The organism is Alteromonas sp. MMG017, from assembly GCF_018100795.1.
Taxonomy (GTDB): domain Bacteria; phylum Pseudomonadota; class Gammaproteobacteria; order Enterobacterales; family Alteromonadaceae; genus Alteromonas.
Map to the genome: position 1 here is coordinate 41,500 of NZ_JAGJDY010000004.1, position 24,682 is coordinate 66,181.

A 24,682-nucleotide genomic window follows, 5' to 3' on the forward strand; every position below is an offset into this window, starting at 1 on the left:
ATGCAAGCATTCAGCGACTTACTTGAACAGCTTTACTATACCGCCGGAACCAAAGCGAAAGCCCAGCTTATTCTGCATTACCTTGCTACTACGCCAGACCCCGATCGCGGCTGGGCTATTGCCGCGATGGCAGGTACGCTTCGATTTGATTTCTTCAAACGTAACACGGTAAAAAAACTGATTACAGAGCGAGTAGACCCAGAGCTATTTGCTATGAGCTACGATTATGTGGGCGAAGTTAGCGAAACGGTAGCCCATTTATGGCCCGAACTAACGCCAGATCAAGCGCTGCCTAGTTTGTCTGAAGTGGTAGATACATTTGCGAATGTCAGCAAACAAAAAGTCGCTTCAACGTTAGCGAATTATCTCACCATAATGACTCCATCACAGCGCTGGGCACTATTAAAGCTTGGTACACGGGGGTTGAGAATTGGCGTATCGGCTCGCTCTATCAAACAAATTTTAGCGGAATACGGCAATCAAGATATCACTGAAATAGAAAAACTGTGGCATGGCGTCACACCGCCTTATACCGACCTGCTCGCATGGCTTGAAGGTAACGGCCCTAAACCGGATATAAGCAACGCAGTTACGTTTCACCCTGTCATGCTATCTCACCCCATTGCGCAAAGTGATATCGATGACTTTGTCCCCGAGCAGTGGCAAATAGAACACAAGTTTGATGGTATTCGGGTGCAGTTGGTTTGTAATACCACAAAAGAAGAACCAGAAAAGGCGCTATTCTCACGCACCGGCGATGACATCAGTCATGCATTCCCCGACCTACTCGATAGTGTTAGTGGCAACATGGTTGTAGATAACATGGTGCTAGATGGCGAACTGTTGGTGATGCATAACAACGAAGTCGATACATTTAATGCTCTGCAGCAGCGGCTCAATAAGAAAAAGCCCACCTCTGCGTTAATGAAAACCAACCCCGCAGGGCTTATAGTTTATGATGCACTGGTATTAGACGGTAAGCAATTAACCGACTCACCTCTTATCACCCGGCGCAAAGCACTAGAAGCGTGGTTTGACAAAAATGGGATTCAGGAAAACGACAATAAATCACGACTGCATTTATCTGAGTGCTTATCTGCCGATTCACCAACAGATCTTCAAGCGCTACATAAAAGGGTATGTGAAAACCGCGCGGTAGAAGGGCTTATGATAAAGCGTTCAAGTAGCCACTATGTACCAGGCAGACCTAAAGGCCAGTGGTACAAGTGGAAACGCGACCCGCTGGTGGTAGATGCGGTGATGATGTATGCCCAGCGTGGTCACGGTAAGCGCTCTAGCTTTTATTCCGATTACACCTTTGGCGCATGGCAAGATGAGCAATTGCTGCCTATCGGCAAAGCCTACTCTGGATTTACTGATGAAGAGCTTAAGAAACTAGATAACTGGGTACGACGAAACGCCATAGGCCGTTTTGGGCCAGTGCGAGAGGTTAAAAAGGAGCTGGTACTTGAAGTGGCTTTCGATGCGGTTCATCCCTCCAACCGGCATAAATCAGGCGTGGCACTACGATTTCCTCGCATACACCGTATCCGCTGGGATAAGCCTGCTAACGAGGCAGATACACTTATCAACGTGAAAGCACTTATCGAGTCATAATCTTAATGAAACATTTTTTTTACAAACCCTGATTTTAGCTTACACTTAAAGTATATTAGCTTTTTCTGTTCCAGCTAACCTACTGTTAGAAAAGAAATTACAGAAAAATTTTTATGTGCGCCTGCATGAATTAATGCAGCGCCAAGGACAAAAAAATGTTGTTTTCGCGATCGTTCAAACATTGCCTTATTGGTTTCTTTCTCCTTTTTTCCACAGCGAGTCACGCTGGCCTAATTACTAATATTGCGTCCGAAACCATTTCATACCGTATTTCGACAGGGATCTTCGGATGGAATGCTAGCTATGATATTGGCTTTGTTAATCAAGATTTACTGATTGATGTTGACGTTTATCTAACTGGTTATGAACCCGGCAGTGCACTTCGGGACATTTGGGAAGATGGTATTGAATCCATTTGGAGTAATGCCTTTGACTTATCTGACGGCACTTATTTTTACGACACTGTGTTTAATGTAGATTGGGTCGACACATGGGGCGCGTCAGATCATTATATTAACGTTCGTAATGGGGATGGTTTTACAAACTTAAGGCAATGGTATACAGGCAACCCCTCTGGTTGGGGTTATCCATATCAAGGCATTATAGCAGCTCACGAATTTGGCCACATGATAGGGCTATTCGATGAATATACAGGCGGCGCTCTTGACCCAGTAACTGAACTTATTCGCGCTGATAGTATAATGGGTCAGGATTTATCCTCACCTCAAATAGATCACTTCGATGCTTTTTTAGAGTGGGCACAAGTTAATTCGGGCGTTGCTGCTTTAACGCTAGTTGCCGACAGGGGTGTCGATAACTACTTTGTTTCCGAGCCCAGTTCATTAGGAATTTTGCTACTTTCGATTTGTATTGTTTTTGTCGTTAAACGTCACTCTAAACGAAGCGAAACTGGATTAAGTGGTCGCATGATGTTTGCATAGATATGTTTGCCTAGCGTGTTTAGCTCTGTGTCCACGGTAAAAACTGCTTCACGCTAGCGCTGAAGCAGACGCCTAGCAGCTAAACAGGCAATAAAAAAGCAAGGCATCGCCTTGCTTTTTAAATTATGTACCCACGCTCATATCAAAAGACATTGAGCACCAATATATTGCTTATTTCGCAATATTTTCCATAGTAGGTAAAGCACTAAACGCACCATATTGCGTTACTGTGTAGGCACCGCAGCGTATAGCAAACTCGGTGGCTTCACTTACGTTTTCAAAGCTACTTGCCCACTCGTCGAATTCTGCGCTATTAGCCACTTTGGTAGATAAGAAATACAGGAAACCACCAATGAATGAGTCGCCAGCAGCTGTCGTATCTTTCACGTCCATTTTGGGCGAGGCCAAGGTGCCGCTAAACTCTTTTGTTATGTACTGGATAGGTTCGCCGCCATCTGTTACTAATACCACTTTAACGCCGCTATCTAGCCACTGCTGCACGTGAGTCTGCGCATTTTCTTCACCGTAAAGCTCAGCCAACTCTTCGCGACTCGCTTTCAAGATGCTTACTTTTTTAGCTACTTCATCAATTCGGCCTGGCGCATTAGCCGTGTCGTCCCAAAAAGCGGGACGATAATTAATATCCAAACATACCAGCATATTTTCTTGCTTAGCTTTGTTTAGGATATAGTCGGTGCCGGGAAGCAATTCGGGGCCTGAAATTGAGCCAGAACAAAAGTGCAGCACGCTAGTATTGTCGCATGCAACCGTGGCCAAGTCGTCTTCACCAATGTGCTTATGTGCCGCATTATCAACATAGAAATCGAAAGAACGTTCACCGTCTTTATCTAGATTAACAAAAGCCAATGCTGTATTCGCTTCTTTCGTACTCCAAACATAATCAGTGTTTACGTTGTGATAGCTAAGCATGTCTTGAAGAAAGCGGCCAAAGGTATCGTCACCCACTTTAGACACCATCGCGCCTTGACCACCAAGCTTCGCAACAGCAACCGCTACGTTAGCGGGCGCACCACCAGCATAAGGCTGGAATGAATTCATTGCTGGCATTTCGCTTTGGTCCGCTGCACCCGCACTTAACATATCGATAAGTACTTCGCCTAAACATAAAATTTTCATAAACACCTCTGGCTGAAGCTAACAGCGATGACGTTAATATTTATACCGCTGTAGTCATGGATAATAAGCGTAGCCGAAGGGCATTCCAACGGGCACGTTAAATTATAGTTAATTAATTGGGGCATAGTATTAACTAGCTTCAAATATAAATCAACCTTGTTGATTTATTATTTTATCACTTTGACATTACCGGTGATGAATGCGTAATCTATCGGCTTGATTGGTAGAGAAAAACTCGCTTCGGTGAATTATGTTATCGATATTGAATTAATATCTATCCATGACTTATTGATGCAGTTTGTTATAACATTCAATTCATAATGATTCAGGTACACTGTAAATGACAAAATCCCATGAGCACACGGGTTCATCAGAAAGCGCATTAGAAAGAGATATGCACCACCGTGCAACTGACCCACTAGACAACCGTACTCAAAATGAACGGGATATACTCACACTCATTCGTCATGAAGGCGCTATTCCAAAAGCAGAGATCGCTCAACGCACGGGCTTATCTGCTCAGTCGGCAACGGTTATTATCAAAAAACTAGAGTCAGACGCCCTTGTTAAGCGGCTACCACCAGTTCGCGGGGGGGTGGGGCAACCTAAAGTACCTTTTGGATTAAATGCAGAGGGTGCCTTTGGATTGGGGTTGAAAATTGGTCGCCGTAGTTTTGATATGACCTTGCTAGATTTGGCTGGCAATGTGAAAGCTTCGCTTCACGAAAAAATAGCCTACCCCACCGTCGATCATTTATTGTCATTTACCCAGCGCGGCGTATCGGTTCTAACGCAACAACTCAGTAACGAACAACGAACGCGCATTCGCGGATTAGGCATTGCTATGCCATTTGAAATTTGGAGCTGGGCAGAAGAAGCCGGCGCACCTAGTGACGCGTTAGAGGCATGGAAAAGCCTTGATATTCAGGCTGAGTTATTTGAACTTCTAGACTTACCCATTTACGTGAGTAACGATGCAACAGCGGCGTGTAGTGCAGAAATGGCCTTCGGTAATCCCCATCGATTCAACCATTTTCTCTATGTTTTTGTAGGCACTTTTCTTGGCGGTGGCTTGGTTATTAACAATCAGTTATTTACAGGAAAATCGGGTAATGCTGGCGCAATTGGTTCCTTGCCTTTCTTATCTAACGCCCAAAGCCAACAGCAACAACTCATCACCCAATCATCGCTATACCTGCTAGAAAAGCAGCTGAATAACGCGGGGCTTGATGGCAATAAATTGTATGAGGCACCGGAACATTGGTCTGGCTTAAAAACCAATCCAGAATTTATGCGCATCGTTCAAGTGTGGATGGAACAGGCAGCCCAGGGGATTGCCTTTGCCACACACTGCGCATTTAGCATGCTCGACCTCGATGGCATTATCATCGATGGGGCCATGCCTCAGAATATAAAACAAGAATTGGTTACCTGCGTGAAAAATGCATTGAAAGATGCTGATCTTCGAGGCGTTTCTCAAGGTAGTATTAGTGCAGGTAACGTAGGGAGTAAAGCGCAGTCTATTGGCAGTGCAAACTTGTCGCTTATCGCGAACTACTATTAGCTTATATACGTTAAACGAAAAACAGGGGTAACGTGGTTACAACTTCACTTACAGGCAAGGCCACAAGCGCTCCGTTAGCCGGGGCTCATTCTAAAGGGCCTCATTCAACAAACCCATCGTCAAACGTTTTAATTCTTGATGGGGGATTAGGCCGAGAATTAGAAAGCGTTGGGGCTCCCTTTAGGCAACCTGAATGGTCGGCTCTTTCATTAATGGAAGCCCCTGAATTAGTAGCTCAAGTACACCAAAACTTTGTGGATGCGGGTGCAAAAATCATTACCACAAACACCTACGCATTGGTGCCTTTTCATATAGGACAAAAACAGTTTGATGAGCAAGCATTCTTGCTTGCCGAACGCGCGGCCAGTATTGCCAGTACTGTGGCAAAAAAGAGTGATGTGTCAGTTGCAGGCTGCATTCCTCCGGCGTTTGGCTCTTACAAACCTGAACTATTTTGTGCCGAGCAAGTCTCTTCAGTTTTATTACCATTGATTGAAGCACAAGCGCCCTACATCGACTTTTGGCTTGTAGAAACCGTATCTTCGGTAGAAGAAGCTATTGCAGTAACCTCCTTAATAAAACAGCACTCATCTAAACCAATTTGGCTTTCTTACTCGCTCAGTAATCGTCATGACTTTGCAACCCCTGTGACCTTGCGTTCTAGTGAGCCACTGAATGCGATATTGCCCACGCTAGATAACCTAGATGCCGTGTTGTTTAACTGCTCGCAGCCTGAAGAGATGGAATCAGCCATTGCGTTTACACACTGCCACAATGCCCATATTCCTATTGGCGTTTATGCGAATAGTTTTTCAGAGCATGTTAGAAAGCATGATGCTAATGAAATGCTCTCTACGTTGCGTGAAGATGTCACCCCTGAAAAATACTTAGCGTACGCGAAAACGTGGGTGAACGCTGGCGCTTCAATTGTAGGCGGGTGTTGCGGTATAGGCCCTGCGCACATAAAAGCATTGGCGCAGGGATTCGTTAACGCATTAGAGTAACGTGTTATCGGGTAACGTATTATCGGGTGACGTATTATCGAGTAACCACGTTTTTAGCGCCTTTTATTAACGCTTCTTTATCGATTTTATTGGGTACTTCAACACCACGGCGCGCCGCAGGGCGTGCCTCGATACTGTTTTTCCAGCGAGTTAAATTATCTAGCCCTTCAATGCTAACACCTGACCATTCATAGGTACGCACCCAGCACCAGTTTGCCATGTCGGCAATGCTGTAATCACCGGCTAAATATTCGTTATCTTCTAACCGCCCATCTAGCACCGTAAACAATCGGCGTACTTCATTTTGATAACGGTCGATAGCAATGGGGATTTTTTCTTCTAAATAGCGATGGAACACATTCGCCTGCCCCATCATTGGCCCAATACCCCCCATTTGAAACATAACCCATTGCATCACTTGGCTTCTGCCTTTGGCGTCTGTGGGTAAAAACTTACCTGTCTTTTCAGCTAAATAAAGCATGATGGCGCCAGATTCGAAAACCACATGGTCGCCTTCGCTTTTGTCCACAATAACGGGAATTCTGCCATTCGGGTTCATGGCGAGGAACTCAGCAGTTTTTTGCTCTCCTTTCATTAAGTTTACCGCGTGCACGGTATAGTCGAGTTCCATTTCTTCTAATGCGACTGACGCTTTCCAGCCATTGGGTGTTGCTGCGGTGTATAAATCTATCATTAGGCTTTTGCACTCGCTCTGCTACTAACGTTGTCGTACCAACGCTGAAGGTTGGTTTGTTCGTCTTTAATTCGAATATCCACCACCCGTGCAAAATCAATGGCACATAGAGCAGTAATATCCGCAATAGAGAAGGTATCTCCCGCTATAAACTCATGTAATTCAAGTCGGCGTTCGAGAATATTAAAATATTTTGATGCATTGATACCGGCTTCTTTACCGTATTCCGGCACAGGCACCATTCTGTCTTTAAAGTACCCGGTGGTGTGTTGGAAACACATGCCTACTTGTAACATCAACGCCATTTCTACTTGTCTCTGCCACATAGCGATGGTGGCTTTCTCAATAGGCGTAGAGCCTAGCAATGAAGGCTCAGGATGAATGGCTTCAAAGTAAGTACAAATAGCGTCGGTTTCAGCAATACAGGTACCGTCATCCAACTCCAAAATAGGAATTTTACCTAGCGGGTTTTTAGCGCGCATTTCAGCGCTTAAATTTTCACCCTTTTGAATGTCTACTTGTACATACTCTACTTGTGATTTATCTATCCCCTTTTCAGCAAGGAACATGCGAACACGGCGAGGATTAGGCGCTGTTTTGGTCTCGTAAATTTTCATAGGTAATATCGTATCGTTGGAATGTTAACAGTCAGACTAGTGCTGCTTGCCCATGGGTTCAAATCATATTCCGTTGGGGTACAACTATTAAAAGGTTGAATGGTTATACCTGTTCACAGATTTACATCTACTAATACTCTCAGGCGCTTTTGTTCGGTATTTGAAAAGTGGGTTTGCCTGTAAGTCGTTAAGGCGTCTTGCTGTGCTTGCGCTTTCATTGCACTAGCGCTCACGTATTCTTGATAGTCTCGGTAGGCATCAACTCGTTGTTGCCATCGTGCTTGCGTCTCCCATAATGCAGAGAATCGCTCGGCTACCTGATGGCCAAATTCAGCGGCAATAGCGTGGTATCGAGACTCGAAATCTACATATTTTTGTTTAATTTGGTTAATTTTTTCCATATCTAGGGTAGGTTGAAACGCCGCTTTTTCCTGCTCATTTAGTGCATTTAATTGACCAAATATCTCATTGCGTTTTTGCTCCCTTGAGAGGTCGCGATCTTGAGCAATAGCAAGGCGAGCAAGTGCTCTTGCGTCAATGGCCGCATCAGCAGAAAACAAGTACTCATATTCTTGTTGGGAAAAGTAGTTAAGACGCAGCGTATCTCTCGTTGCTAGTTTTTGTTCAACGTCACTTAATGAAATGCCAGCATAGGTAACATCAGTCATGGTGCTCTCGCTAGATACTGTCAGCACCTTGTCGATTTCGGCATCGGTATCTGCCAATGCCACTTTATATTCAACATATCGGGTGAATACATCAGCGGCGTACATGGCCGACTTAGCCTCATACATACTTTTAGCATTCATACTAAATAGTGCCGTCACTTCGCTATCTGAAGCGCCTTCATTAGCAAAAATAAAGCGATCGAAACTGTCTTTTACGCCAAAATATAAGGTAAATACTGGTAGAGCTGACGCGTGGGAATTTACCTTTTTTACTGGCTGAATCGCTTTTTTAAGTTCAGCTGCTTTTAAGTCTTTACGGGTTAATACTGCCGTTGTAGCTTGACGATTTTTATGTGCCTCTTCATCGTCGATGTGATGACGCTTGCTAATTAAAATAACAACGACAAAAAAGAGGGCAGCGCCCCCTCCTATTAATACCCACCGGCTCATTATAAACCTAGGCTTTTTAAGCGGTTTGCTTGGTCGACAAAGACATCTACTGGGTTGGTTTCAAACCAATGGGTGATACCAAAGCTTTGGTTGACTTCATCAAGGTGATTCATCTTATAGTTATCTTTTAGTACTTTACCTAAATGAGAACTACATGAAGACACTAACCCATCATTGGTTTCACCAAATGCCAAGCCTGTAATGGCAAGAAAAGGGTCGACCACGTCCAGCGCGTTTGTATAAGTTCTGCCACCACTCCAGGAATAGTAGTACACGCCATTCTCGCCTAATTTTTTACCGTCATTTCGACAGTAGGCCGAGGGCATGCCTTCGGGGTAGCGAGCGTTGAACGCAATTGAACCAGCGGTTGATAGCGAGGTTAGTGCAGCTACAGAATCTGTGGGTTTATCTCGAGGATCTGAACCTGATGCAAGTTCGATAAGATTAGCAAAAGCGTTAGTGATTAGCCCCACTGTACCTTCTTGAACAGACCCTTCCGTAAGGCCACTTTTTAATACGTCTGCCACAGCGCTCCCCCAGTTAACTCCGGCTACGGAGGTAACCGAAGCCACTTTACTGGGCGCTACACTTGCGGCATACCTTGCCGTTGGTCCGCCATGGCTATGGCCAATAAGATTGACTTTTTCGGCGCCAGAAAGTGCAAGTACCTCATCAATATAGTTAAGTAACTGCTCTCCTCTCACTTCGGTAGAATTAGAAGGGGACACTTCTGCGATATAAACCACCGCGCCGTTTCGAGATAGTTTTTGAGGCACTTTGTAAAAGTAATCTACAAACAAAATGTCATCAAAACCAAAGAGACCGTGAACCAGTACAATTGGGTATTGTGTTTTAGCGTAGTTACCAGCCCACGATTGAGAAGGTAATACTGCGACAAGCAAAAACAGCATGAGCGTTGTTATTTTCGTTCTTAGTTTCATTGCATGTTCCTTGAATTATCAACATTAGTGGTCTGAGGCCAGACCTGAGTTACTTTTATGTTAATTCAATGTAAATAACAAGATAAATAAGAGAGTGGTCTTTTATAAAATTGACTAGAGGTAATAGCTAAAAATACGGTTATGAAGGATAAGAAAACGTAAAATGCTTTATATTCAGAAGACTAGCGTAAAAACTGGGTATAAACCCTCATACTATTTAATAGGCGAATAAAGAAAATAGCGAGAGTTTATAGCCCGGGTAAATGTTAACTACTGTTAGCGAACGAAAGTAATATGCACTGACTATGTGGCTTTATCACGCACGATGGTAAACCTGAAGGTAATTTACGCTTAAGCTGGGTGTAAGCTTCCATACCTTAGTGAATGGATTTAGTGCCATGCCAGTCTCATGATCAAGCGTAAACCCTTCACCTACCCATTGATTTAGCTCAGTGGGTTTAACAAATTTTTGCCAATCGTGAGTACCAACGGGTAAATATCGCATGACATATTCTGCGCCTACAATCGCAATAACAAAACTTTTAATGGTTCTATTTAACGTGGCTAGCACCAATAAACCACTTGGCTTCACTAAACTTGCACACTCTTTTATTAGCTGCGCTTGATCAGGTACATGCTCAACAACTTCTGCATTAATGACGATGTCAAATTGACGGCCTTGGCTTACCAAGTCAGATGAAAGGCCGTGTATGTAGTTAACCTTCACATTGCTTAGATTCGCATGCCGCTTCGCCACCTCAATACTCATGGCACTTGCATCTATACCTGTAACATCCGCCCCCTTCAACGCAAGCGGCTCACTAATAAGCCCACCACCACAACCGATATCTACAATTGAAAGCCCCGTAAAAGGCTTGGTTTTATCAGTGGCATTCGTTAGGGAATTTGCCGTAGACGCATTTTGAGGAAAGCCCTGGGTTTGCTCACTTTTCAAAAAGTGACTGGTTATTTGAGACTCAATCACAGATAGCCGTGCACGATTAAAATCTAACGCGGTTTTATAATTGCCATTGGGATCCCACCAGCTTTCTGCTAGCGCATCAAAGCGGTCAATTTCCTGCTGAGAAAAATTAATGGGCGCTGATTTTCGGCTTTTATCTAACATGCACTAACACCAGTTTAAAAAATAGGTAATTTATTCAAATCTATCTACGCTAGGTCCCCGTAATTAAAACACCTAGGATATTGTGTAGCCAACGGCTAGCAGATGCCTGAGTTTTATGAGAAATAGGTATACAATCAATGCTTATACGCGCAAAAAGAGGTATTCGTTTTGGCTAATGCTAAAAATGTCTATGGAAGACCACTTCAACTGTGTTGTGGTAACACTGGCTACACCCGAGAAGGCTTTTGCTATGTGCCCGATGCAGATGTGGGTAACCACAGTGTGTGTGCAGTAGTCTCCGATGAGTTTCTACAATTTTCCTTACGCCAAGGTAATGACTTGATCACGCCTTGGCCCAGTATGGACTTTGCTGGTTTACTTGCCGGTGATAGATGGTGCTTGTGCGCCGCCAGATGGTTACAGGCTTACGAAGCAGGTGTTGCGCCAAAAGTGCGATTAGAAGCTACTCATGAACGAGCCCTTGATATTATTCCCTTGGCTACCCTTGAAGCTTTTGCAGCAGATTAAAAAAGCGGGTGACTTCTGTTAGAAGCACCCGCTTTATTACGGTTGATTTTGGTTCGTTAGGCTTTTAAGGCTTTTTCACCTTCGTTACCTTATACGCGTTTTAGTTACTCTACTTCCTAGGGCGTTCGAATAACCATAAGCCGTGTTTCTGTCATATCTTCTATGGCATAGCGAATACCTTCGCGGCCAAGTCCTGAGTCTTTTACACCGCCATAAGGCATATTATCTACACGCCAGCTGGGTACATCACCTATGACTACTCCGCCCACCTCAAGCACATTCCATGCTTTGTGTGCTTTGTAGATATCACGCGTAAAGATACCCGCCTGTAGCCCATAGCGACTGTTGTTTACCTCATCTAACGCACTATCGTAATCGTCAAACGGCTGCAATATAGATAACGGCCCGAAAGCTTCTTCGGCGCTAGCGTCACAATCTTTCGGCACGTTTTCCATTACGGTAGCCTGTAGCATGGCACCATCTCTTTCACCGCCGCATAGCACGCTAGCGCCAGCTTCTTTAGCGTTTTTAATCCAGCCTTCTAAACGCTTAGCCTCGCCCTTAGAAATCATAGGGCCAATGAAAGTATCTTCATCGCTAGGATCGCCAGACACCAAAGCTTCGACCCGCTCTACATAGCGAGATTTGAAATCATCATAAATTGACGAGTGCACTAATAAGCGCTGCACTGAAATACAGCTTTGGCCCGACTGATAATACGCGCCGACAATAATACGGTCGATGGCATCACTAATATCGGCATCTTCATCCACCACACAAGCGGCATTACCGCCAAGCTCTAATACCACAGGCTTTTTACCCGCTTTAGCTTTTAGCGCCCAGCCCACATCAGGTGAACCGGTAAAGCTAAGTAGCTTTAATCGCTCGTCGGTGGTAAATAAATCAGCGCCGTCGCGACTACAAGGAAGAATTGAAAATGCGCCTTTGGGCATCAACTCACATTCCGCTAACACTTCGCCAATAATCAACGCACCAATAGGTGTACGAGAAGCAGGCTTAAGCACAAAAGTACATCCTGCCGCGATAGCTGGCGCAACTTTGTGCGCGGCTAGGTTTAACGGAAAGTTGAACGGAGAGATAAACGAGCAAGGGCCGATAGGCACTTTCTTCGTCATGCCCTGATAACCTTTGGCACGGGCGGAGATTTCTAAATTAACCACTTCACCATTAATTCTTACCGATTCTTCAGCCGCAATTTTGAAGGTGTCGATTAACCGGCCTACTTCGCCTTTGGCATCTTTAATAGGCTTACCCGCTTCAATACAAAGGGCTTTACCTAGTTCTTCCTCGCGTTCAGTAAAGCGCTTAACGCAATGCTCTAGAATTGCTTGGCGCTCGTACGGAGCCAGCGCAGTCATCGCAGGCTGTGCTTTTTCGGCAGCGGCTATGGCTTTATCAATCACTTCAGCGTCGGCCAACGCCACTTTTGTAGCCACTTCGCCTGTGTATTTATTGGTAACGTCTAAATCGGTATTAGCAAAACAAGGTTCGCTTGCAAGGTAATAGGGATAGCTGTCTTTTAACATGATCACTCCTTATAATTTCGCGCTTAATTCGGCAATCGTATGGTTCAGTGTTTTATCGTTCATGCTGTAGTCAACAGGGCAATCAATCACATGCACCCCCGGTGTGTTTAAACAGCTTTCCACCATAGGAATTAGTAATTCGGTACTGTCTACGCGCCAGCCATGGGCACCGTAGCTTTTTGCGTATTTCACAAAATCCGGATTACCGTAATCCAAACCGAACTCATCAAACTGCATATTGGCTTGTTTCCACTTAATCATTCCGTACGCATCATCCCGCAGTATGATCACAATAAGGTCGAGTTTCAGACGAACCGCAGTTTCAATTTCTTGGCTATTCATCATAAACCCGCCGTCGCCGCAAACACTCATAACAGGCACATCAGGCTTCACCAACTTTGCAGCTATTGCCGAGGGTAAACCAGCCCCCATTGACGCTAATGCGTTATCTAATAGCAATGTATTGGGGTGGTAAGCAGGATAATTACGAGCAAACCAAATTTTGTATACGCCATTATCAAGCGTCACTATGCCATCATCTGGCATGACCTTCCTGATGTCACGCACAAAGCGCTCAGGCAGAATGGGGAATCGATTATCGTTTTCTGCTTCCGCTCTGTGTTTTTCATAGGCATCGTGTACGTCTTTATAGAAATCGAGTTTCCAATCATCTTGCGGCGTAATGCCTTCTTTTATTTGCCAGATACTATTGGCAATGTCCCCCACCACCTCTAGCTGTGGAAAATACACTGGGTCAACAGCGGCTGACTCAAAGTTCATATGGATGACTTTCTTACCGTCGTTATGCATAAAGAACGGCGGCTTCTCTACGACATCGTGCCCAACATTAATAATAAGGTCGGCTCTTTCTATCGCTCTGTGCACAAAGTCGTTATCTGATAAAGCTGTATTGCCCGCAAACCTAGGATCGCTTTCGTTTAGCACCCCTTTACCCATCTGTGTAGTCACAAACGGGATACAGGTTTTATCCACAAATTCCCGCAGCATTTTGGCGGTTAGCTTACGATTTGCACCTGCTCCTATTAACAATAATGGGGAGGTAGCTTCTTCTATCATCGAAATAGCCGCTGATATAGCTTTGTATTCAGCAATAGGTCGCCTTGACGTACTAGGGGTTAATAAGGGTACAGACGTATGCTCATCGGCAATATCTTCAGGAAGCTCTATGTGCACAGCACCGGGGCGTTCTTCAGAGGCTAATCGAAATGCTTCGCGAACGACAGAGGGAATGCGATCGCCGCTCACCACTTGCGTGGTAAATTTAGTAATGGGACGCATCATATCGACAATATCGATAACTTGAAACCGGCCTTGTTTACTGGTTTTAATGGGCTTTTGCCCTGTGATCATTAACATGGGCATAGCACCTAGTTGTGCATACGCCGCTGGGGTAACAAGATTGGTCGCACCTGGACCGAGGGTAGATAAGCACACGCCAACTTTACCGGTTAATCTACCGTAAGTCGCGGCCATGAAACCCGCGCCTTGTTCATGGCGGGTAAGTACGAGTTTAATTGAGGAGGTTCTTAACGACTCAAGCAAGTCGAGGTTTTCTTCGCCAGGAATGCCAAAGATGTATTCTACACCTTCAGCTTCCAACGCTTTTACGAAAAGGTCAGACGCTTTCATTAATCCTACACTCCATTTTCCATTAATTTTTACGCGGCAACCGCGTATCAGTAAAGGTTGCTACGCAAAGAGTATAGATTACGATTAATGTGGTTTTGTGAAACTATCCAAAACACCTAAATGTGAACGCTTACTGGCGCTCTAGTTTCTCTTCCCATTCTGCTAGCTTTTTCTGAGTTTCGGCATCTACATCGGCTTTATTTTCGCTGATCCACCACTTTTCCATTAAGCGTACGTTCTTTTGGTTCGCTTTATAAAATACATCAACGATGTCGCCAATGAAGGGAACAAAGCCTAAGCCAAAATCGATAGCGGAGTTCTTTACCATTTGAGCTACCAACGCACTGGGCATTCCCAATGATTTCCCCAACCACACGATACGTAGAGAAACGAGCAGCATTAGCGCATCACCCGCACCCGGAATAAGGCCAACAATTGAGTCGAGACCTATCCGAATGGGAATAATCGGTAACTTAACAGCGGTATCAAGTAAATTTGCTAACTTTTGTGCTTTTAACAGTGCCTTTGGGGCTTTACTATCCATGTTTAGCTACCTTATTAACGTAAAAACAATTACTGGCTATTTGTCAGCGCCTAACGCGCGAGCTAAACCAGCTCGTAATGCAGTATCTTTAGTCGCAGTCCAACCGTGCAAATTCTCTTTAACTAAATCAAACAACATATCAATGTGTTCTTCGTCGCTGTTTAATGCAGGAATGTATTCGTACTTTTCACCACCCGCTTCCATGAAGTATTCACGGTTTTCTTCACCAATTTCTTCAATCGTTTCTAAGCAGTCTGCAGAAAAACCAGGGCACATGACTTGAATTGACTTTACCCCACTGCCAGGCAAAGACTTCATTGTTTCATCAGTGTAAGGCTTCAACCACTCCGCTTTACCAAAACGAGACTGGAAGGTGGTCATGTACTCCTCATGAGTTAGCCCGAGTTCTTCGGCCAACAAACGCGATGTTTTATGACATTCACAGTGATACGGGTCGCCATTTAATAAGTAGCGCTTAGGAATACCATGATAAGAAAGAATAAGCTTATCGGCTTTACCGTGTTCTTCCCAGTATGCCCGTACTTTATTCGCCAGCGCCTTAATGTAATCAGGCCTGTCGTTGTAATGGTTCACGAAGCGAAGTTCCGGTAACCAGCGGCGTTTGGTAAAGTCTTTCGCAATGGCATCAAAGGTAGACGCTGTAGTAGAGGCGCTATATTGCGGATACAAAGGCAATACCACTAACTTTCTTACGCCTTGCGACAACATACGTTCAATAGTGTCGCTAATAGCAGGGTTACCGTAACGCATAGCAAAATCAACCACAACATCGTCGCCGTACTCTGCTTTACAGCGTGCCGCTATTGCTGTTGCTTGGGCTTTGGTAATAGTAAGCAACGGTGAGCCTTCTTCTGTCCAAACGGTTTTATATGCTTCAGCCGAACGCTTAGGACGAGTATTTAATATAATGAGGTTTAAAATGAACCACCAAAGCGCACGAGGTATTTCTACTACCCGCGGGTCTGAAAGAAACTCTTTTAGATAGGGGCGCAGGGCCGCCGCGGTTGGGCTTTCGGGTGTACCTAAATTGGTAACCAACACGCCTATTTTGTCTGACTGACTGTGAGTAAAACCCTGATTGCTTTTGAACTTCATCAAATATTCCGCACTGAAAAAACAATATAACTAGTATACTGAATTTACGGCAATTTTGGGTGAATAGACCACAAATTTACCACGATTGATGCAATTAAATTTAGCGATTAAAAAAGGCGGCCTTAGCCACCTTTTTAGTCTTAATATTTTCAACCAGTTAAGGCTGATAGTAGGTTGCTGCACCAGGCCCTACAGGCATGCCTAATACAAAGACCCAAAGATAAAACAGTATGGTCCAACCCACGATAAACACCATGGAATAGGGCAGCATCATTGCAATCAAGGTGCCCATACCGAGATCTTTTTTGTACCGTGCAGCCATCGCTAAAATAAGACCGAAGTAGCTCATCATGGGCGCAATAACATTGGTGACTGAATCTCCAATACGATATGCCGCCTGAATAACCTCAGGTGAATAACCAATCAACATTAGCATAGGCACAAAAATAGGCGCGGTTACCGCCCACTGCGCCGAGGCACTGCCTAACGATAAGTTAACCACACCACACATTAAGATGAATAAGATAAACACCGACGGGCCATCTAGGCCAGCCGCTTGTAAAAGCGCAGCGCCTTTAACGGCTAATACTGTGCCTAAATTCGTCCATTTAAAGAAAGCCACAAACTGTGCAGCAAAGAAGACCAATGTAATATAAAGCCCCATTGCGCCCATGCTTTTTGCCATAGCATCAATCACGTCACGGTCATTTTTCATCGACCCTGTAATACGGCCATAAACAAAACCAGGTACAGCAAAAGAAACAAAGATAAAGGCAACAATTCCTTTTAGGAAAGGCGAACCCGCTACCGCACCGGTCTCTGGGTGACGCAAAATACCGTTTTCAGGCACAATGGTGAGCGCTAAAATACCGCATACCACGACAAAAGCGATGCCAGCCCAACGAAGTCCTTTCTTTTCAATATCCGAAGGCGCATCCATTGATTGCTTACTTAAATCTACAGAAGCTTCTGATTCGTCAAATTTGCCTAGTCGAGGCTCTACCACCTTCTCAGTCACCAGGGCACCCATAGTGGCTACTACAAAGGTACTGATAAACATGAAATACCAGTTAACTTCTGGGCCTACCACATAATCAGGGTCAATCATGTGAGCCGCTGCTTCGGTAATGCCTGAAAGCAAAGGGTCTACCGTACCAAGCAACAAGTTTGCACTGTAGCCTGCTGATACACCGGCAAAGGCGGCTGCGAGACCCGCGAGAGGGTGGCGACCTAACGAATGAAATATCATAGCGGCTAGTGGTATTAACACTACATAGCCAAGCTCTGAGGCGGTATTTGAGATAATACCTGCAAACACGACGGCAAAAGTAACCGTACGCTTTGAAGCATTCATCACTAATGAGCGCATCGTGGCCGACAACAAGCCAGAGTGCTCAGCAACTGATACACCAAGCAATGCAACCAATACAGTACCTAAAGGAGCAAAGCCGGTAAAGTTAGTGACCAGGCCAGTAACAATGCGCTGTAAGCCTTCCGCACTCATTAATGAAATGACTTCTATCATGCCATCAGCTTCGCGACCTTTCGCACCTTCAGGACGAGGGTCGACTACGGCTAAATCGAAATAGCCAAGAATACCGCTTAACACCACAATAAAGCAGGCCAGCATGGCGAATAAAGTAACGGGGTGTGGCAGTAAGTTCCCAAGAAATTCCACAGTAGCGAGGAATCGGGAGAATAAACCACCCTGTCCGCCCTGATTTTGGGCAGATTTATTTTTTGTATTTTCCGGAATCAAAACATTCCCTCTGTCGTTTTTATTACCCAGTCATTACCAACTAAGTAGCAGGGATATCTGCCGTGCAGTTTAATAATGCTGCGTTTTATAATAATAAATGCTCGTCTATTTTAACGTATTTTGAGCAATTTGGGCAGTAGGTGGGCAAATTGGACAATTTAAAGTGTTCGCAAAACGCAGCAAATATTCAGTAAAGCTTTTCACTTTCAGCTAATTAGGTGGTTTACAGCAGGCACAAAAAAGCCAGTCTAAAGACTGGCTTTTTAACAAGAACCGATGTTAGGTATTAATTACCTTTAGATGCGTTCATGTAGCGGAAAAAGTCGCTATCTGGCGCAATCACCATCACATCTTGCTTATTATTGAAGCTAGCTTTATACGCATCCATACTTCTTAGGAAGCTATAAAAATCAGCATTTTTAGAATAAACATCTGCATAGATTTCTGCTGCTAAGGCATCACCTTCACCTTTAAGCTGACGAGCATTACGTTCAGCATCAGCGAGCATTACCGTTACCTTTGCGTCTATATCAGCGCGGATAACCTCAGCCTGCTCTTGACCTTCTGAACGGTGTTCTCTTGCTACTGCAGCACGCTCAGCACGCATACGTTGGAAGATTGAGTTACTCACTTCCGTAGGTAGGTTGATTTGCTTAACACGTACATCAACAATTTCGATACCAAGCTCATCAGAAGACGTTGAAGCCTGCTCCATTGCTTGGTTCATTAATGCTGAACGCTCACCAGATACAATCTGTGCAATAGTACGAGTACCAAATTCAGAACGTAATCCGTTATTCACTTTTTGCTTCAATAGTGCTTCGGCTTGTAGCTTGTTACCACCGGTTGAAAGGTAATAACGAGCGAAGTCGTCAATGCGCCATTTTACGTATGAATCAACAATTAAGTCTTTCTTTTCACTGGTAACGAAACGGTCAGGTGTATCATCCAACGTTTGTACACGTGCGTCTAGGTGACGAACGGAATCAATGAATGGCAATTTGAAGTGAAGACCAGGTTCGAATACTTTTGTATCGCCTGTGGCATCATCTCGTTGAACCTTACCAAATTGAATAACGATGGCACGTTCGCCTTCAGTCACTACAAATAGAGAGCCTGAGGCAAGAACCGCAAGAAGTACTAATACTGCAATCGCTAAATTCTTCATCATGATTATCTCCCCTCTCTGTAGCTGTCACCACGCACACCTGAGGTGGATGATGAATTGCGGCTGTTTTGGCCTTCGTCAGCCACTGGCATTTGTAACCCTTCTAACGTACTGCGTGAGCGAGGTGTTGAACTGCCTTGTTGGCGCTCCATGATTTTATCTAAAGGAAGATACATCATGTTATTTCCACCTTTACTGTCCACAAGGATTTTACTGGTATTGCCTAATACCTCTTCCATTGTTTCGATGTAAATACGTTCGCGTGTTACTACAGGTGCTCTCTCGTATTGAGGTAGCAACTCTTCAAAGCGAGCAACTTCACCTTGCGCTTCAAGGGTTACACGCTCTTTATAAGCCTGTGCTTCTTCGTTCATACGATTAACTTGACCACGGGCACGAGGTTCAATCTCACGTGCATAGGCTTCGGCTTCTCGAATAAAACGCTGTTCATCTTCCTGGGCTGAAATTGCATCATCAAATGCATCTTTCACTTGCTCAGGTGGGCGTGCATCACGGAAGTTCATGTCGATAATCGACACTCCCATATTGTACGGTTCAATAATAGCTTGAAGCTCTTCCCAAACGCGTTGGCGAGCCACTTCACGCCCATCAGTAAGTACATCATCCATGGTTGAATGACCTACTACATAGCGGATTGCACTGTCTAAAGACTGGCTTAAGCTCGTTTCTGGGCTTTCAACAGCAAACGTCCAGCGGTATGGGTCTACAACACGGAATTGCATTTCCATCTGTACGCTAACCACGTTCTCGTCTTCCGTTAGCATAGAGCCTGACGAAGATTGGTCGCGTATAGATTGCACATCCACAGGAATAACTCTGTCGATAAACGTTGGTGCCCAACGTAATCCAGGTTCAACTTGCTTAGCATACTCACCGAAACGTAATACTACGCCTCGCTCAGCTTCACGAATGGTGTAAAAACCGCTTACTGCCCAAATGATCACAACCAAGCCAATTAAAATACCAGCACCGATACCGCCCAAACTCTTACCTGAGCCACCGCTACCGCCGCCAGACTTTCCGAACTTACCGAATAAGTTCTTGAATACATCATCTAAATCGGGGGGACCTTGATCACGTCCGCCGCGATTTTTCCACGGGTCGTTATTATTGCCACCCGGCTCATTCCAAGCCATGCTGATACTCCATAGATTACAGTTTTATTTTTGAAATTCGCATGCATTGCCGTGCTAAAAATTAGCAGCGGTTAATGTCGCACAACATACTCTGATATTCCGTTTTCTAAACGCTTTTCAAGTCTGTTCCAATCTGCCATTGGCATTCGAACATCTACCACCCAATCACCTTGATTGTCGTATTCTTCACTGGATATACAATTCAATTCAAATAGTACACCACGAAGACTACTTTGCGCTGGGGGTATTTTAAGCGTGTAGTTAACCATACTTTTACTTAAGCACTCGGTTAACGCTTGCCCAAGCAGTTCGGTGCCTTCACCGGTTTGAGCTGATAGCCAAACTCGGGTTGGAACACCTTCCTCGTTTCTTTCAATCCGAGGGTTTATGTCATCTAGTTTATCAATCTTATTACATATTAGTAATTGTTGAATCTCGCTGGCGTCTATTTCTTCCAACACAGCGTTCACTTCATCAATAGTTTCACGATATTTCGCGTCTGCAATATCCACCACATGAAGCAAGAGATCAGCTTCTTGGGTTTCTTGAAGCGTGGCTTTAAATGCCGCCACTAGGTCGTGTGGTAGGTGCCTTATAAAGCCTACCGTATCGGCTAAGATGGCAGGCCCTACGTCTTTCAAATCTATTTTTCTAAGCGTAGGGTCTAACGTAGCAAACAATTGGTCTGCCGCATACACGTGCGCGTCGGTAATAGTATTGAAAAGGGTAGACTTACCAGCATTGGTATAGCCCACTAAGGATACTGTGGGAATTTCAGCACGTTTTCTAGACCTACGTCCTTGCTCGCGCTGCTTTTGTACTTTTTCTAAACGGCGAAGAATAGCTTTTATGCGCCCACGAAGTAATCGGCGGTCAGTTTCGAGCTGAGTTTCACCCGGCCCACGCAAACCTATACCCCCTTTTTGGCGCTCTAAGTGAGTCCAACCTCGAATAAGACGCGTAGAGATGTGACGCAATTGAGCGAGTTCAACCTGAAGCTTACCTTCATGCGTTCTTGCTCTTTGCGCAAATATATCGAGGATAAGCCCGGTTCTATCTAGCACTCTACATTGACAAACCGCTTCTAAGTTTCGCTCTTGAGAGGGCGACAAACTATGGTTAAAGATAACGACATTAGCGTCGTGCGCTTTAACTGCTGCTGCGATTTCTTCCGCTTTACCCGAACCCACAAAGAATTTAGCTTGGGGTGCACTTCGCGAAGTTGTGATAACTTCTACCGCGTTTACACCCGCAGAAGACACAAGCAATTCGAGCTCGGCTAAATCTTCTTTGCTGTTTTCATCAGTAAAATTAACATGAACTAGTACAGCCTGTTCACCGGCTTCATAACGGTCAAACAAGCGCGTTACCTTTTAATTTATTCAGCTTTAGTATTTTCAGATTCTCCTGTAGCACTCGGCATAGTAATAGCGCGAGCTGGAACAACGGTGGAAATAGCGTGCTTATACACCATTTGGCTTACTGTATTTTTAAGTAGAATCACGAACTGATCAAATGATTCAACTTGTCCCTGTAATTTAATGCCGTTTACCAGATAAATAGATACTGGAATACGCTCCTTGCGTAATGCATTTAAGAATGGGTCTTGTAAAGATTGCCCTTTAGCCATTTGATATCCTTAGTTTTTATTATTCGTAGCCCTTACTCTCGGCCACTGCACGTCTAATGTATACCACACTCAACTTATTAGAGTGTGACTTTCGCTGTAATTTTAGTCAAATTATCTTTACAAAATGTGTCTAGCCAAGTGAGGTTTTCCCAACCCCTAAGCCACGTAAGCTGTCGCTTAGCGAGTTGCCTAGTTGCGATAATGCCCCTTTCGCGCATTTGCTCGTAGGACAATTGGCCTTCTAAGTATTGCCACATTTGTCTATAGCCAACCGAGCGAATTGATGGTAAATCTTCGTGAAGATCGCCCCGTTCAAACAGTCGCTTAACTTCTTGTTCAAATCCATCATCTAACATCATGTCGAATCGCTGGGCAATTCGTTCATGTAAGACGGTTCTATCTTTTGGAGCAATAGCAAATTGGCTAATATCGTAGGGGCAAGGACTGCCTTTCTCGTTTTGCCAGTCTGTTAGCGTTTTGCCCGTTCCACGAAATACTTCTAATGCTCTGGTCAATCTTTGAGGGTCGTTAGGGTGAATTCTGTCACCGCTAATAGGATCCACTCGGCAAAGCTCGTCGTGCAATTTTTGCCAACCGGAAGCTTCTGCTTCACTGGCTATTTCGCTGCGTATCTTTTCATCTGACTTAGGTAGTGGCGAAATCCCATTTATCAAGGCATTAAAGTACATCATTGTACCCCCAGCCAATATTGGTACCCTATTTCGGCTATGAATCTCTTCTATAAGCCTAATTGCATCGTTACAAAACTGTGAAACAGAGTAACTTTCTGCTGGGTCAATAATATCAATAAGATGATGAGGAACTAACGATTTCTCAGCAGCCGTAGGTTTCGCCGTACCTATATCCATATTAGTGTAGACCAAAGCTGAATCAACGCTGATAATTTCACAGTCCATTGTTTCAGCTAGCGACAGTGACAAACCTGTCTTACCTGATGCCGTTGGGCCCATAATGGAAATAACAGGTAATTGAGACTGATACTTGTCTGATGTATTCGGTGTATTCGATGTATTCAATGCAGATTTTATGCCATCAACCATGGTTATTTCCCCATGTTGAAAGCAGGCCATCTAACGAGCGCACTTTACCAAATCGCTCTATATATTCCCATTGTTTCACGTCGTTTTTCTCATCCAACCAGTGCCACAATTGTTCGCATAATATTTCATCTAAATCTTGGTCGTCAGTTAACACTATTTGAAAGCGCTTATCATCATTTGCAACGTCGCTCTCTAACAGCCTTTCAAACCAACGTATCCAAGGGAAGTGCCTTGTGCCCGCGGGTACTTGCTGCAATCTATACTTGCCCGCCACTTGGTTAATTTCAAAGTTAAGCGCGTTAAGTGCCGCAATTTTATTAGGCTCAACATGAGCAACTTCAAGCGCCACTGGCATCAACAAAGGTTGTGAATGCTCGGCCGCCTCAAATACCTCTTGTAAGTACACATTTGCGAAAGATTTCACATCCAGTAGGTAAACATTTTCATTGTGTACGTAAATTCTACAATATGAGTTTAGTGCAACATGCTGACTTTGCTCACGCTCTGATGATGCCGTGTCGCTATTTGGCGTCATTAAACGATTAAAATTAGATTGGTAAGCCGCGGTTGGCGCTTTCGATTGTCTATGCCCAGATAAAGACGCGCCACCTGAACCGCCTAAACCTGATTGAGATGACGAAGCCGGAGAATGACTTAAAGGACGTATATAATCATGACTTTGCTGCGGTGGATTAAAACTCACTGGTTCATCATAGCTCTCAGCTTCGCCATGTTGGTGAGTTTCACTCTCATTGGTAATTGAGTGCAGTGCATCACACACTGTCTTACAAATAAAATCATGTACTAAGCGCCCTTGCTGAAAGCGAACTTCATGCTTTGCCGGGTGGACGTTCACATCCACATCTTTAGGGTCTAACGTAAGGTAAACCACAAATGAAGGCTGTTCTAATACACCCCATACACTTTCGTATGCTTGCCTGATAGCATGCATAATTAACTTATCTCGCATGCCGCGCCCGTTTACAAAGCTAAACTGGCAATCGTTACTGCTACGCAGCATTACTTCGCTACCTAGCCATGCATTCATGGTAATCCCTTCGTATTCCACATTGATATGTACAGCGTTATCAATAAACTTTTGCCCTACTACAGCGGCGATACGAGGGGCAAGTGATCCGTGTTTATCGGCAATATAGCGCTTTGTCGTCTTGCCGTTATGTTTCAGAATAAAACTAGCATGGGGGTAACTAAGGGCAATGCGTTTCACCACATCTTCAATGTGTTGAAACTCTGTTTTTTCGGCACGCAGAAACTTGCGCCTCGCCGGCGTATTGTAAAAAAGGTCTGCCACATCAATGGTGGTCCCTTTGGGGTGTGCAGCTGGCTGAATATTAACTGCCATTTCCCGGCCTTCGCAGTAGGCCTGCCAGGCTTCGCTTTGCGCTTCGGTTTTAGAGGTTAACGTTAAACGGCTAACCGAACTGATACTGGCGAGCGCTTCCCCACGAAAGCCTAACGATAAGATTCGCTCTAAATCATCTAATGTTGAAATTTTACTGGTGGCGTGACGACTCAGGGCAAGCTGTAATTCATCTTTAGCAATGCCTGCGCCGTTATCTTTTAAACGAATGCGTTTATGACCGCCTTTCTCAATATCTATTTCTATTCTATTGGCGCCTGCATCTAGGCTATTTTCTAGTAACTCTTTAACCACAGACGCAGGGCGTTCAACCACTTCCCCTGCGGCAATCTGGTTGGCCAATTGTGGCGATAATAATTGTATAGACAAAAGAAACTCGTAG

The 24,682-nt window shown here is 44.5% G+C and carries 22 protein-coding genes; 5 read left to right on the top strand and 17 right to left on the bottom strand.

From position 1 onward, the window contains the following. Window positions 1-1,617 carry a cisplatin damage response ATP-dependent DNA ligase gene (locus J8L84_RS07035; RefSeq protein ID WP_211070073.1) on the top strand — a complete coding sequence of 539 codons (1,617 nt, stop codon included), beginning with the start codon at window positions 1-3 and terminating at the stop codon, window positions 1,615-1,617. A gap of 155 nt (window positions 1,618-1,772) precedes the next feature. Further along, window positions 1,773-2,558 carry a hypothetical protein gene (locus tag J8L84_RS07040; protein WP_211070074.1) on the top strand — a complete coding sequence of 262 codons (786 nt, stop codon included), beginning with the start codon at window positions 1,773-1,775 and terminating at the stop codon, window positions 2,556-2,558. Window positions 2,559-2,729: 171 nt separating this feature from the next. On the opposite strand, the gene J8L84_RS07045 is transcribed toward J8L84_RS07040, so the two are convergent. After that, window positions 2,730-3,695: a carbohydrate kinase gene (locus J8L84_RS07045; RefSeq protein WP_211070075.1), complete on the bottom strand. Its 966-nt coding sequence runs from the start codon at window positions 3,693-3,695 to the stop codon at window positions 2,730-2,732. A 340-nt stretch (window positions 3,696-4,035) separates the two neighbouring features. Between J8L84_RS07045 and J8L84_RS07050 the strand changes: the two genes are divergently transcribed. Both J8L84_RS07050 and J8L84_RS07055 read left to right on the top strand, forming a co-directional pair. Next, window positions 4,036-5,259: an ROK family transcriptional regulator gene (locus J8L84_RS07050; RefSeq protein WP_247670630.1), complete on the top strand. Its 1,224-nt coding sequence runs from the start codon at window positions 4,036-4,038 to the stop codon at window positions 5,257-5,259. A gap of 32 nt (window positions 5,260-5,291) precedes the next feature. Beyond that, window positions 5,292-6,263 carry a homocysteine S-methyltransferase family protein gene (locus J8L84_RS07055; RefSeq protein ID WP_348771823.1) on the top strand — a complete coding sequence of 324 codons (972 nt, stop codon included), beginning with the start codon at window positions 5,292-5,294 and terminating at the stop codon, window positions 6,261-6,263. 34 nt (window positions 6,264-6,297) lie between these two features. Here the strand turns inward: J8L84_RS07055 and J8L84_RS07060 are convergent, their stop codons facing one another. The 5 genes from J8L84_RS07060 to ubiG all read right to left on the bottom strand — a co-directional run bounded on the left by J8L84_RS07060 (window position 6,298) and on the right by ubiG (window position 10,759). Further along, window positions 6,298-6,957, bottom strand: coding sequence for a glutathione S-transferase N-terminal domain-containing protein (locus tag J8L84_RS07060; protein ID WP_211070076.1), 660 nt, complete (start codon window positions 6,955-6,957; stop codon window positions 6,298-6,300). Beyond that, the gene (locus J8L84_RS07065; protein ID WP_211070077.1) at window positions 6,957-7,574 is read right to left on the bottom strand and encodes a glutathione S-transferase family protein; all 618 of its coding nucleotides are present in this window, start codon (window positions 7,572-7,574) and stop codon (window positions 6,957-6,959) included. Before J8L84_RS07065 ends, J8L84_RS07060 begins: the two co-directional genes overlap by 1 nt. A gap of 113 nt (window positions 7,575-7,687) precedes the next feature. Next, window positions 7,688-8,692: a lipase chaperone gene (locus tag J8L84_RS07070; protein ID WP_211070078.1), complete on the bottom strand. Its 1,005-nt coding sequence runs from the start codon at window positions 8,690-8,692 to the stop codon at window positions 7,688-7,690. Continuing rightward, the gene (locus tag J8L84_RS07075; RefSeq protein WP_211070371.1) at window positions 8,692-9,603 is read right to left on the bottom strand and encodes a triacylglycerol lipase; all 912 of its coding nucleotides are present in this window, start codon (window positions 9,601-9,603) and stop codon (window positions 8,692-8,694) included. Before J8L84_RS07075 ends, J8L84_RS07070 begins: the two co-directional genes overlap by 1 nt. 346 nt (window positions 9,604-9,949) lie before the next feature. Beyond that, window positions 9,950-10,759 carry a bifunctional 2-polyprenyl-6-hydroxyphenol methylase/3-demethylubiquinol 3-O-methyltransferase UbiG gene (gene ubiG / locus J8L84_RS07080; protein ID WP_211070079.1) on the bottom strand — a complete coding sequence of 270 codons (810 nt, stop codon included), beginning with the start codon at window positions 10,757-10,759 and terminating at the stop codon, window positions 9,950-9,952. 168 nt (window positions 10,760-10,927) lie between these two features. Here ubiG and J8L84_RS07085 point away from each other — a divergent pair, with 168 nt between their 5' ends. Then, window positions 10,928-11,287 (top strand): DUF2237 domain-containing protein, encoded by a 360-nt coding sequence (locus J8L84_RS07085; RefSeq protein WP_062088469.1) that lies wholly within the window; start codon window positions 10,928-10,930, stop codon window positions 11,285-11,287. A 116-nt stretch (window positions 11,288-11,403) separates the two neighbouring features. On the opposite strand, the gene J8L84_RS07090 is transcribed toward J8L84_RS07085, so the two are convergent. The 11 genes from J8L84_RS07090 to mutL form a co-directional block, all read right to left on the bottom strand. After that, window positions 11,404-12,834: an aldehyde dehydrogenase family protein gene (locus J8L84_RS07090; RefSeq protein ID WP_211070080.1), complete on the bottom strand. Its 1,431-nt coding sequence runs from the start codon at window positions 12,832-12,834 to the stop codon at window positions 11,404-11,406. A 9-nt stretch (window positions 12,835-12,843) separates the two neighbouring features. Beyond that, complete coding sequence (locus tag J8L84_RS07095) at window positions 12,844-14,484, bottom strand: acetolactate synthase large subunit (RefSeq protein ID WP_211070081.1); 1,641 nt, start codon at window positions 14,482-14,484, stop codon at window positions 12,844-12,846. A gap of 130 nt (window positions 14,485-14,614) precedes the next feature. Then, a complete protein-coding gene (locus tag J8L84_RS07100) occupies window positions 14,615-15,028 on the bottom strand; it encodes a DUF4112 domain-containing protein (RefSeq protein ID WP_211070082.1) in 414 nt (137 codons plus the stop codon). A gap of 36 nt (window positions 15,029-15,064) precedes the next feature. Beyond that, complete coding sequence (gene hemH, locus J8L84_RS07105; protein ID WP_211070083.1) at window positions 15,065-16,144, bottom strand: ferrochelatase; 1,080 nt, start codon at window positions 16,142-16,144, stop codon at window positions 15,065-15,067. 157 nt (window positions 16,145-16,301) lie between these two features. Further along, on the bottom strand, window positions 16,302-17,903 hold the full coding sequence (locus J8L84_RS07110; protein WP_247670631.1) for an AbgT family transporter: 1,602 nt from the start codon (window positions 17,901-17,903) through the stop codon (window positions 16,302-16,304). Window positions 17,904-18,189: 286 nt separating this feature from the next. After that, window positions 18,190-19,071: a protease modulator HflC gene (gene hflC, locus J8L84_RS07115; protein WP_211070373.1), complete on the bottom strand. Its 882-nt coding sequence runs from the start codon at window positions 19,069-19,071 to the stop codon at window positions 18,190-18,192. Between the two features lie 5 nt (window positions 19,072-19,076). Beyond that, a complete protein-coding gene (gene hflK, locus J8L84_RS07120) occupies window positions 19,077-20,228 on the bottom strand; it encodes an FtsH protease activity modulator HflK (RefSeq protein ID WP_211070084.1) in 1,152 nt (383 codons plus the stop codon). 71 nt (window positions 20,229-20,299) lie between these two features. After that, window positions 20,300-21,589, bottom strand: a complete 1,290-nt coding sequence (gene hflX / locus J8L84_RS07125) for a ribosome rescue GTPase HflX (RefSeq protein WP_057795589.1) — start codon at window positions 21,587-21,589, stop codon at window positions 20,300-20,302. Window positions 21,590-21,606: 17 nt separating this feature from the next. Further along, the gene (hfq, locus tag J8L84_RS07130; RefSeq protein ID WP_013786373.1) at window positions 21,607-21,858 is read right to left on the bottom strand and encodes an RNA chaperone Hfq; all 252 of its coding nucleotides are present in this window, start codon (window positions 21,856-21,858) and stop codon (window positions 21,607-21,609) included. Window positions 21,859-21,935: 77 nt separating this feature from the next. Then, window positions 21,936-22,829 (bottom strand): tRNA (adenosine(37)-N6)-dimethylallyltransferase MiaA, encoded by an 894-nt coding sequence (gene miaA / locus J8L84_RS07135; protein ID WP_247670651.1) that lies wholly within the window; start codon window positions 22,827-22,829, stop codon window positions 21,936-21,938. Window positions 22,830-22,911: 82 nt separating this feature from the next. After that, entirely contained in the window at window positions 22,912-24,669 is a 1,758-nt protein-coding gene (gene mutL / locus J8L84_RS07140; protein WP_211070086.1) for a DNA mismatch repair endonuclease MutL, read from the bottom strand. Window positions 24,670-24,682 lie beyond the last annotated feature (13 nt).

Coding starts and splice junctions, on each gene's coding strand:
- J8L84_RS07035 (WP_211070073.1), top strand. CDS start 1: ATGCAAGCATTCAGCGACTTACTTGAACAGCTTTACTATACCGCCGGA.
- J8L84_RS07040 (WP_211070074.1), top strand. CDS start 1,773: ATGTTGTTTTCGCGATCGTTCAAACATTGCCTTATTGGTTTCTTTCTC.
- J8L84_RS07045 (WP_211070075.1), bottom strand. CDS start 3,695: ATGAAAATTTTATGTTTAGGCGAAGTACTTATCGATATGTTAAGTGCG.
- J8L84_RS07050 (WP_247670630.1), top strand. CDS start 4,036: ATGACAAAATCCCATGAGCACACGGGTTCATCAGAAAGCGCATTAGAA.
- J8L84_RS07060 (WP_211070076.1), bottom strand. CDS start 6,957: ATGATAGATTTATACACCGCAGCAACACCCAATGGCTGGAAAGCGTCA.
- J8L84_RS07065 (WP_211070077.1), bottom strand. CDS start 7,574: ATGAAAATTTACGAGACCAAAACAGCGCCTAATCCTCGCCGTGTTCGC.
- J8L84_RS07070 (WP_211070078.1), bottom strand. CDS start 8,692: ATGAGCCGGTGGGTATTAATAGGAGGGGGCGCTGCCCTCTTTTTTGTC.
- J8L84_RS07075 (WP_211070371.1), bottom strand. CDS start 9,603: ATGCTGTTTTTGCTTGTCGCAGTATTACCTTCTCAATCGTGGGCTGGT.
- ubiG (WP_211070079.1), bottom strand. CDS start 10,759: ATGTTAGATAAAAGCCGAAAATCAGCGCCCATTAATTTTTCTCAGCAG.
- J8L84_RS07090 (WP_211070080.1), bottom strand. CDS start 12,834: ATGTTAAAAGACAGCTATCCCTATTACCTTGCAAGCGAACCTTGTTTT.
- J8L84_RS07095 (WP_211070081.1), bottom strand. CDS start 14,484: ATGAAAGCGTCTGACCTTTTCGTAAAAGCGTTGGAAGCTGAAGGTGTA.
- J8L84_RS07100 (WP_211070082.1), bottom strand. CDS start 15,028: ATGGATAGTAAAGCCCCAAAGGCACTGTTAAAAGCACAAAAGTTAGCA.
- hemH (WP_211070083.1), bottom strand. CDS start 16,144: ATGAAGTTCAAAAGCAATCAGGGTTTTACTCACAGTCAGTCAGACAAA.
- hflC (WP_211070373.1), bottom strand. CDS start 19,071: ATGAAGAATTTAGCGATTGCAGTATTAGTACTTCTTGCGGTTCTTGCC.
- hflK (WP_211070084.1), bottom strand. CDS start 20,228: ATGGCTTGGAATGAGCCGGGTGGCAATAATAACGACCCGTGGAAAAAT.
- hfq (WP_013786373.1), bottom strand. CDS start 21,858: ATGGCTAAAGGGCAATCTTTACAAGACCCATTCTTAAATGCATTACGC.
- miaA (WP_247670651.1), bottom strand. CDS start 22,829: ATGGGCCCAACGGCATCAGGTAAGACAGGTTTGTCACTGTCGCTAGCT.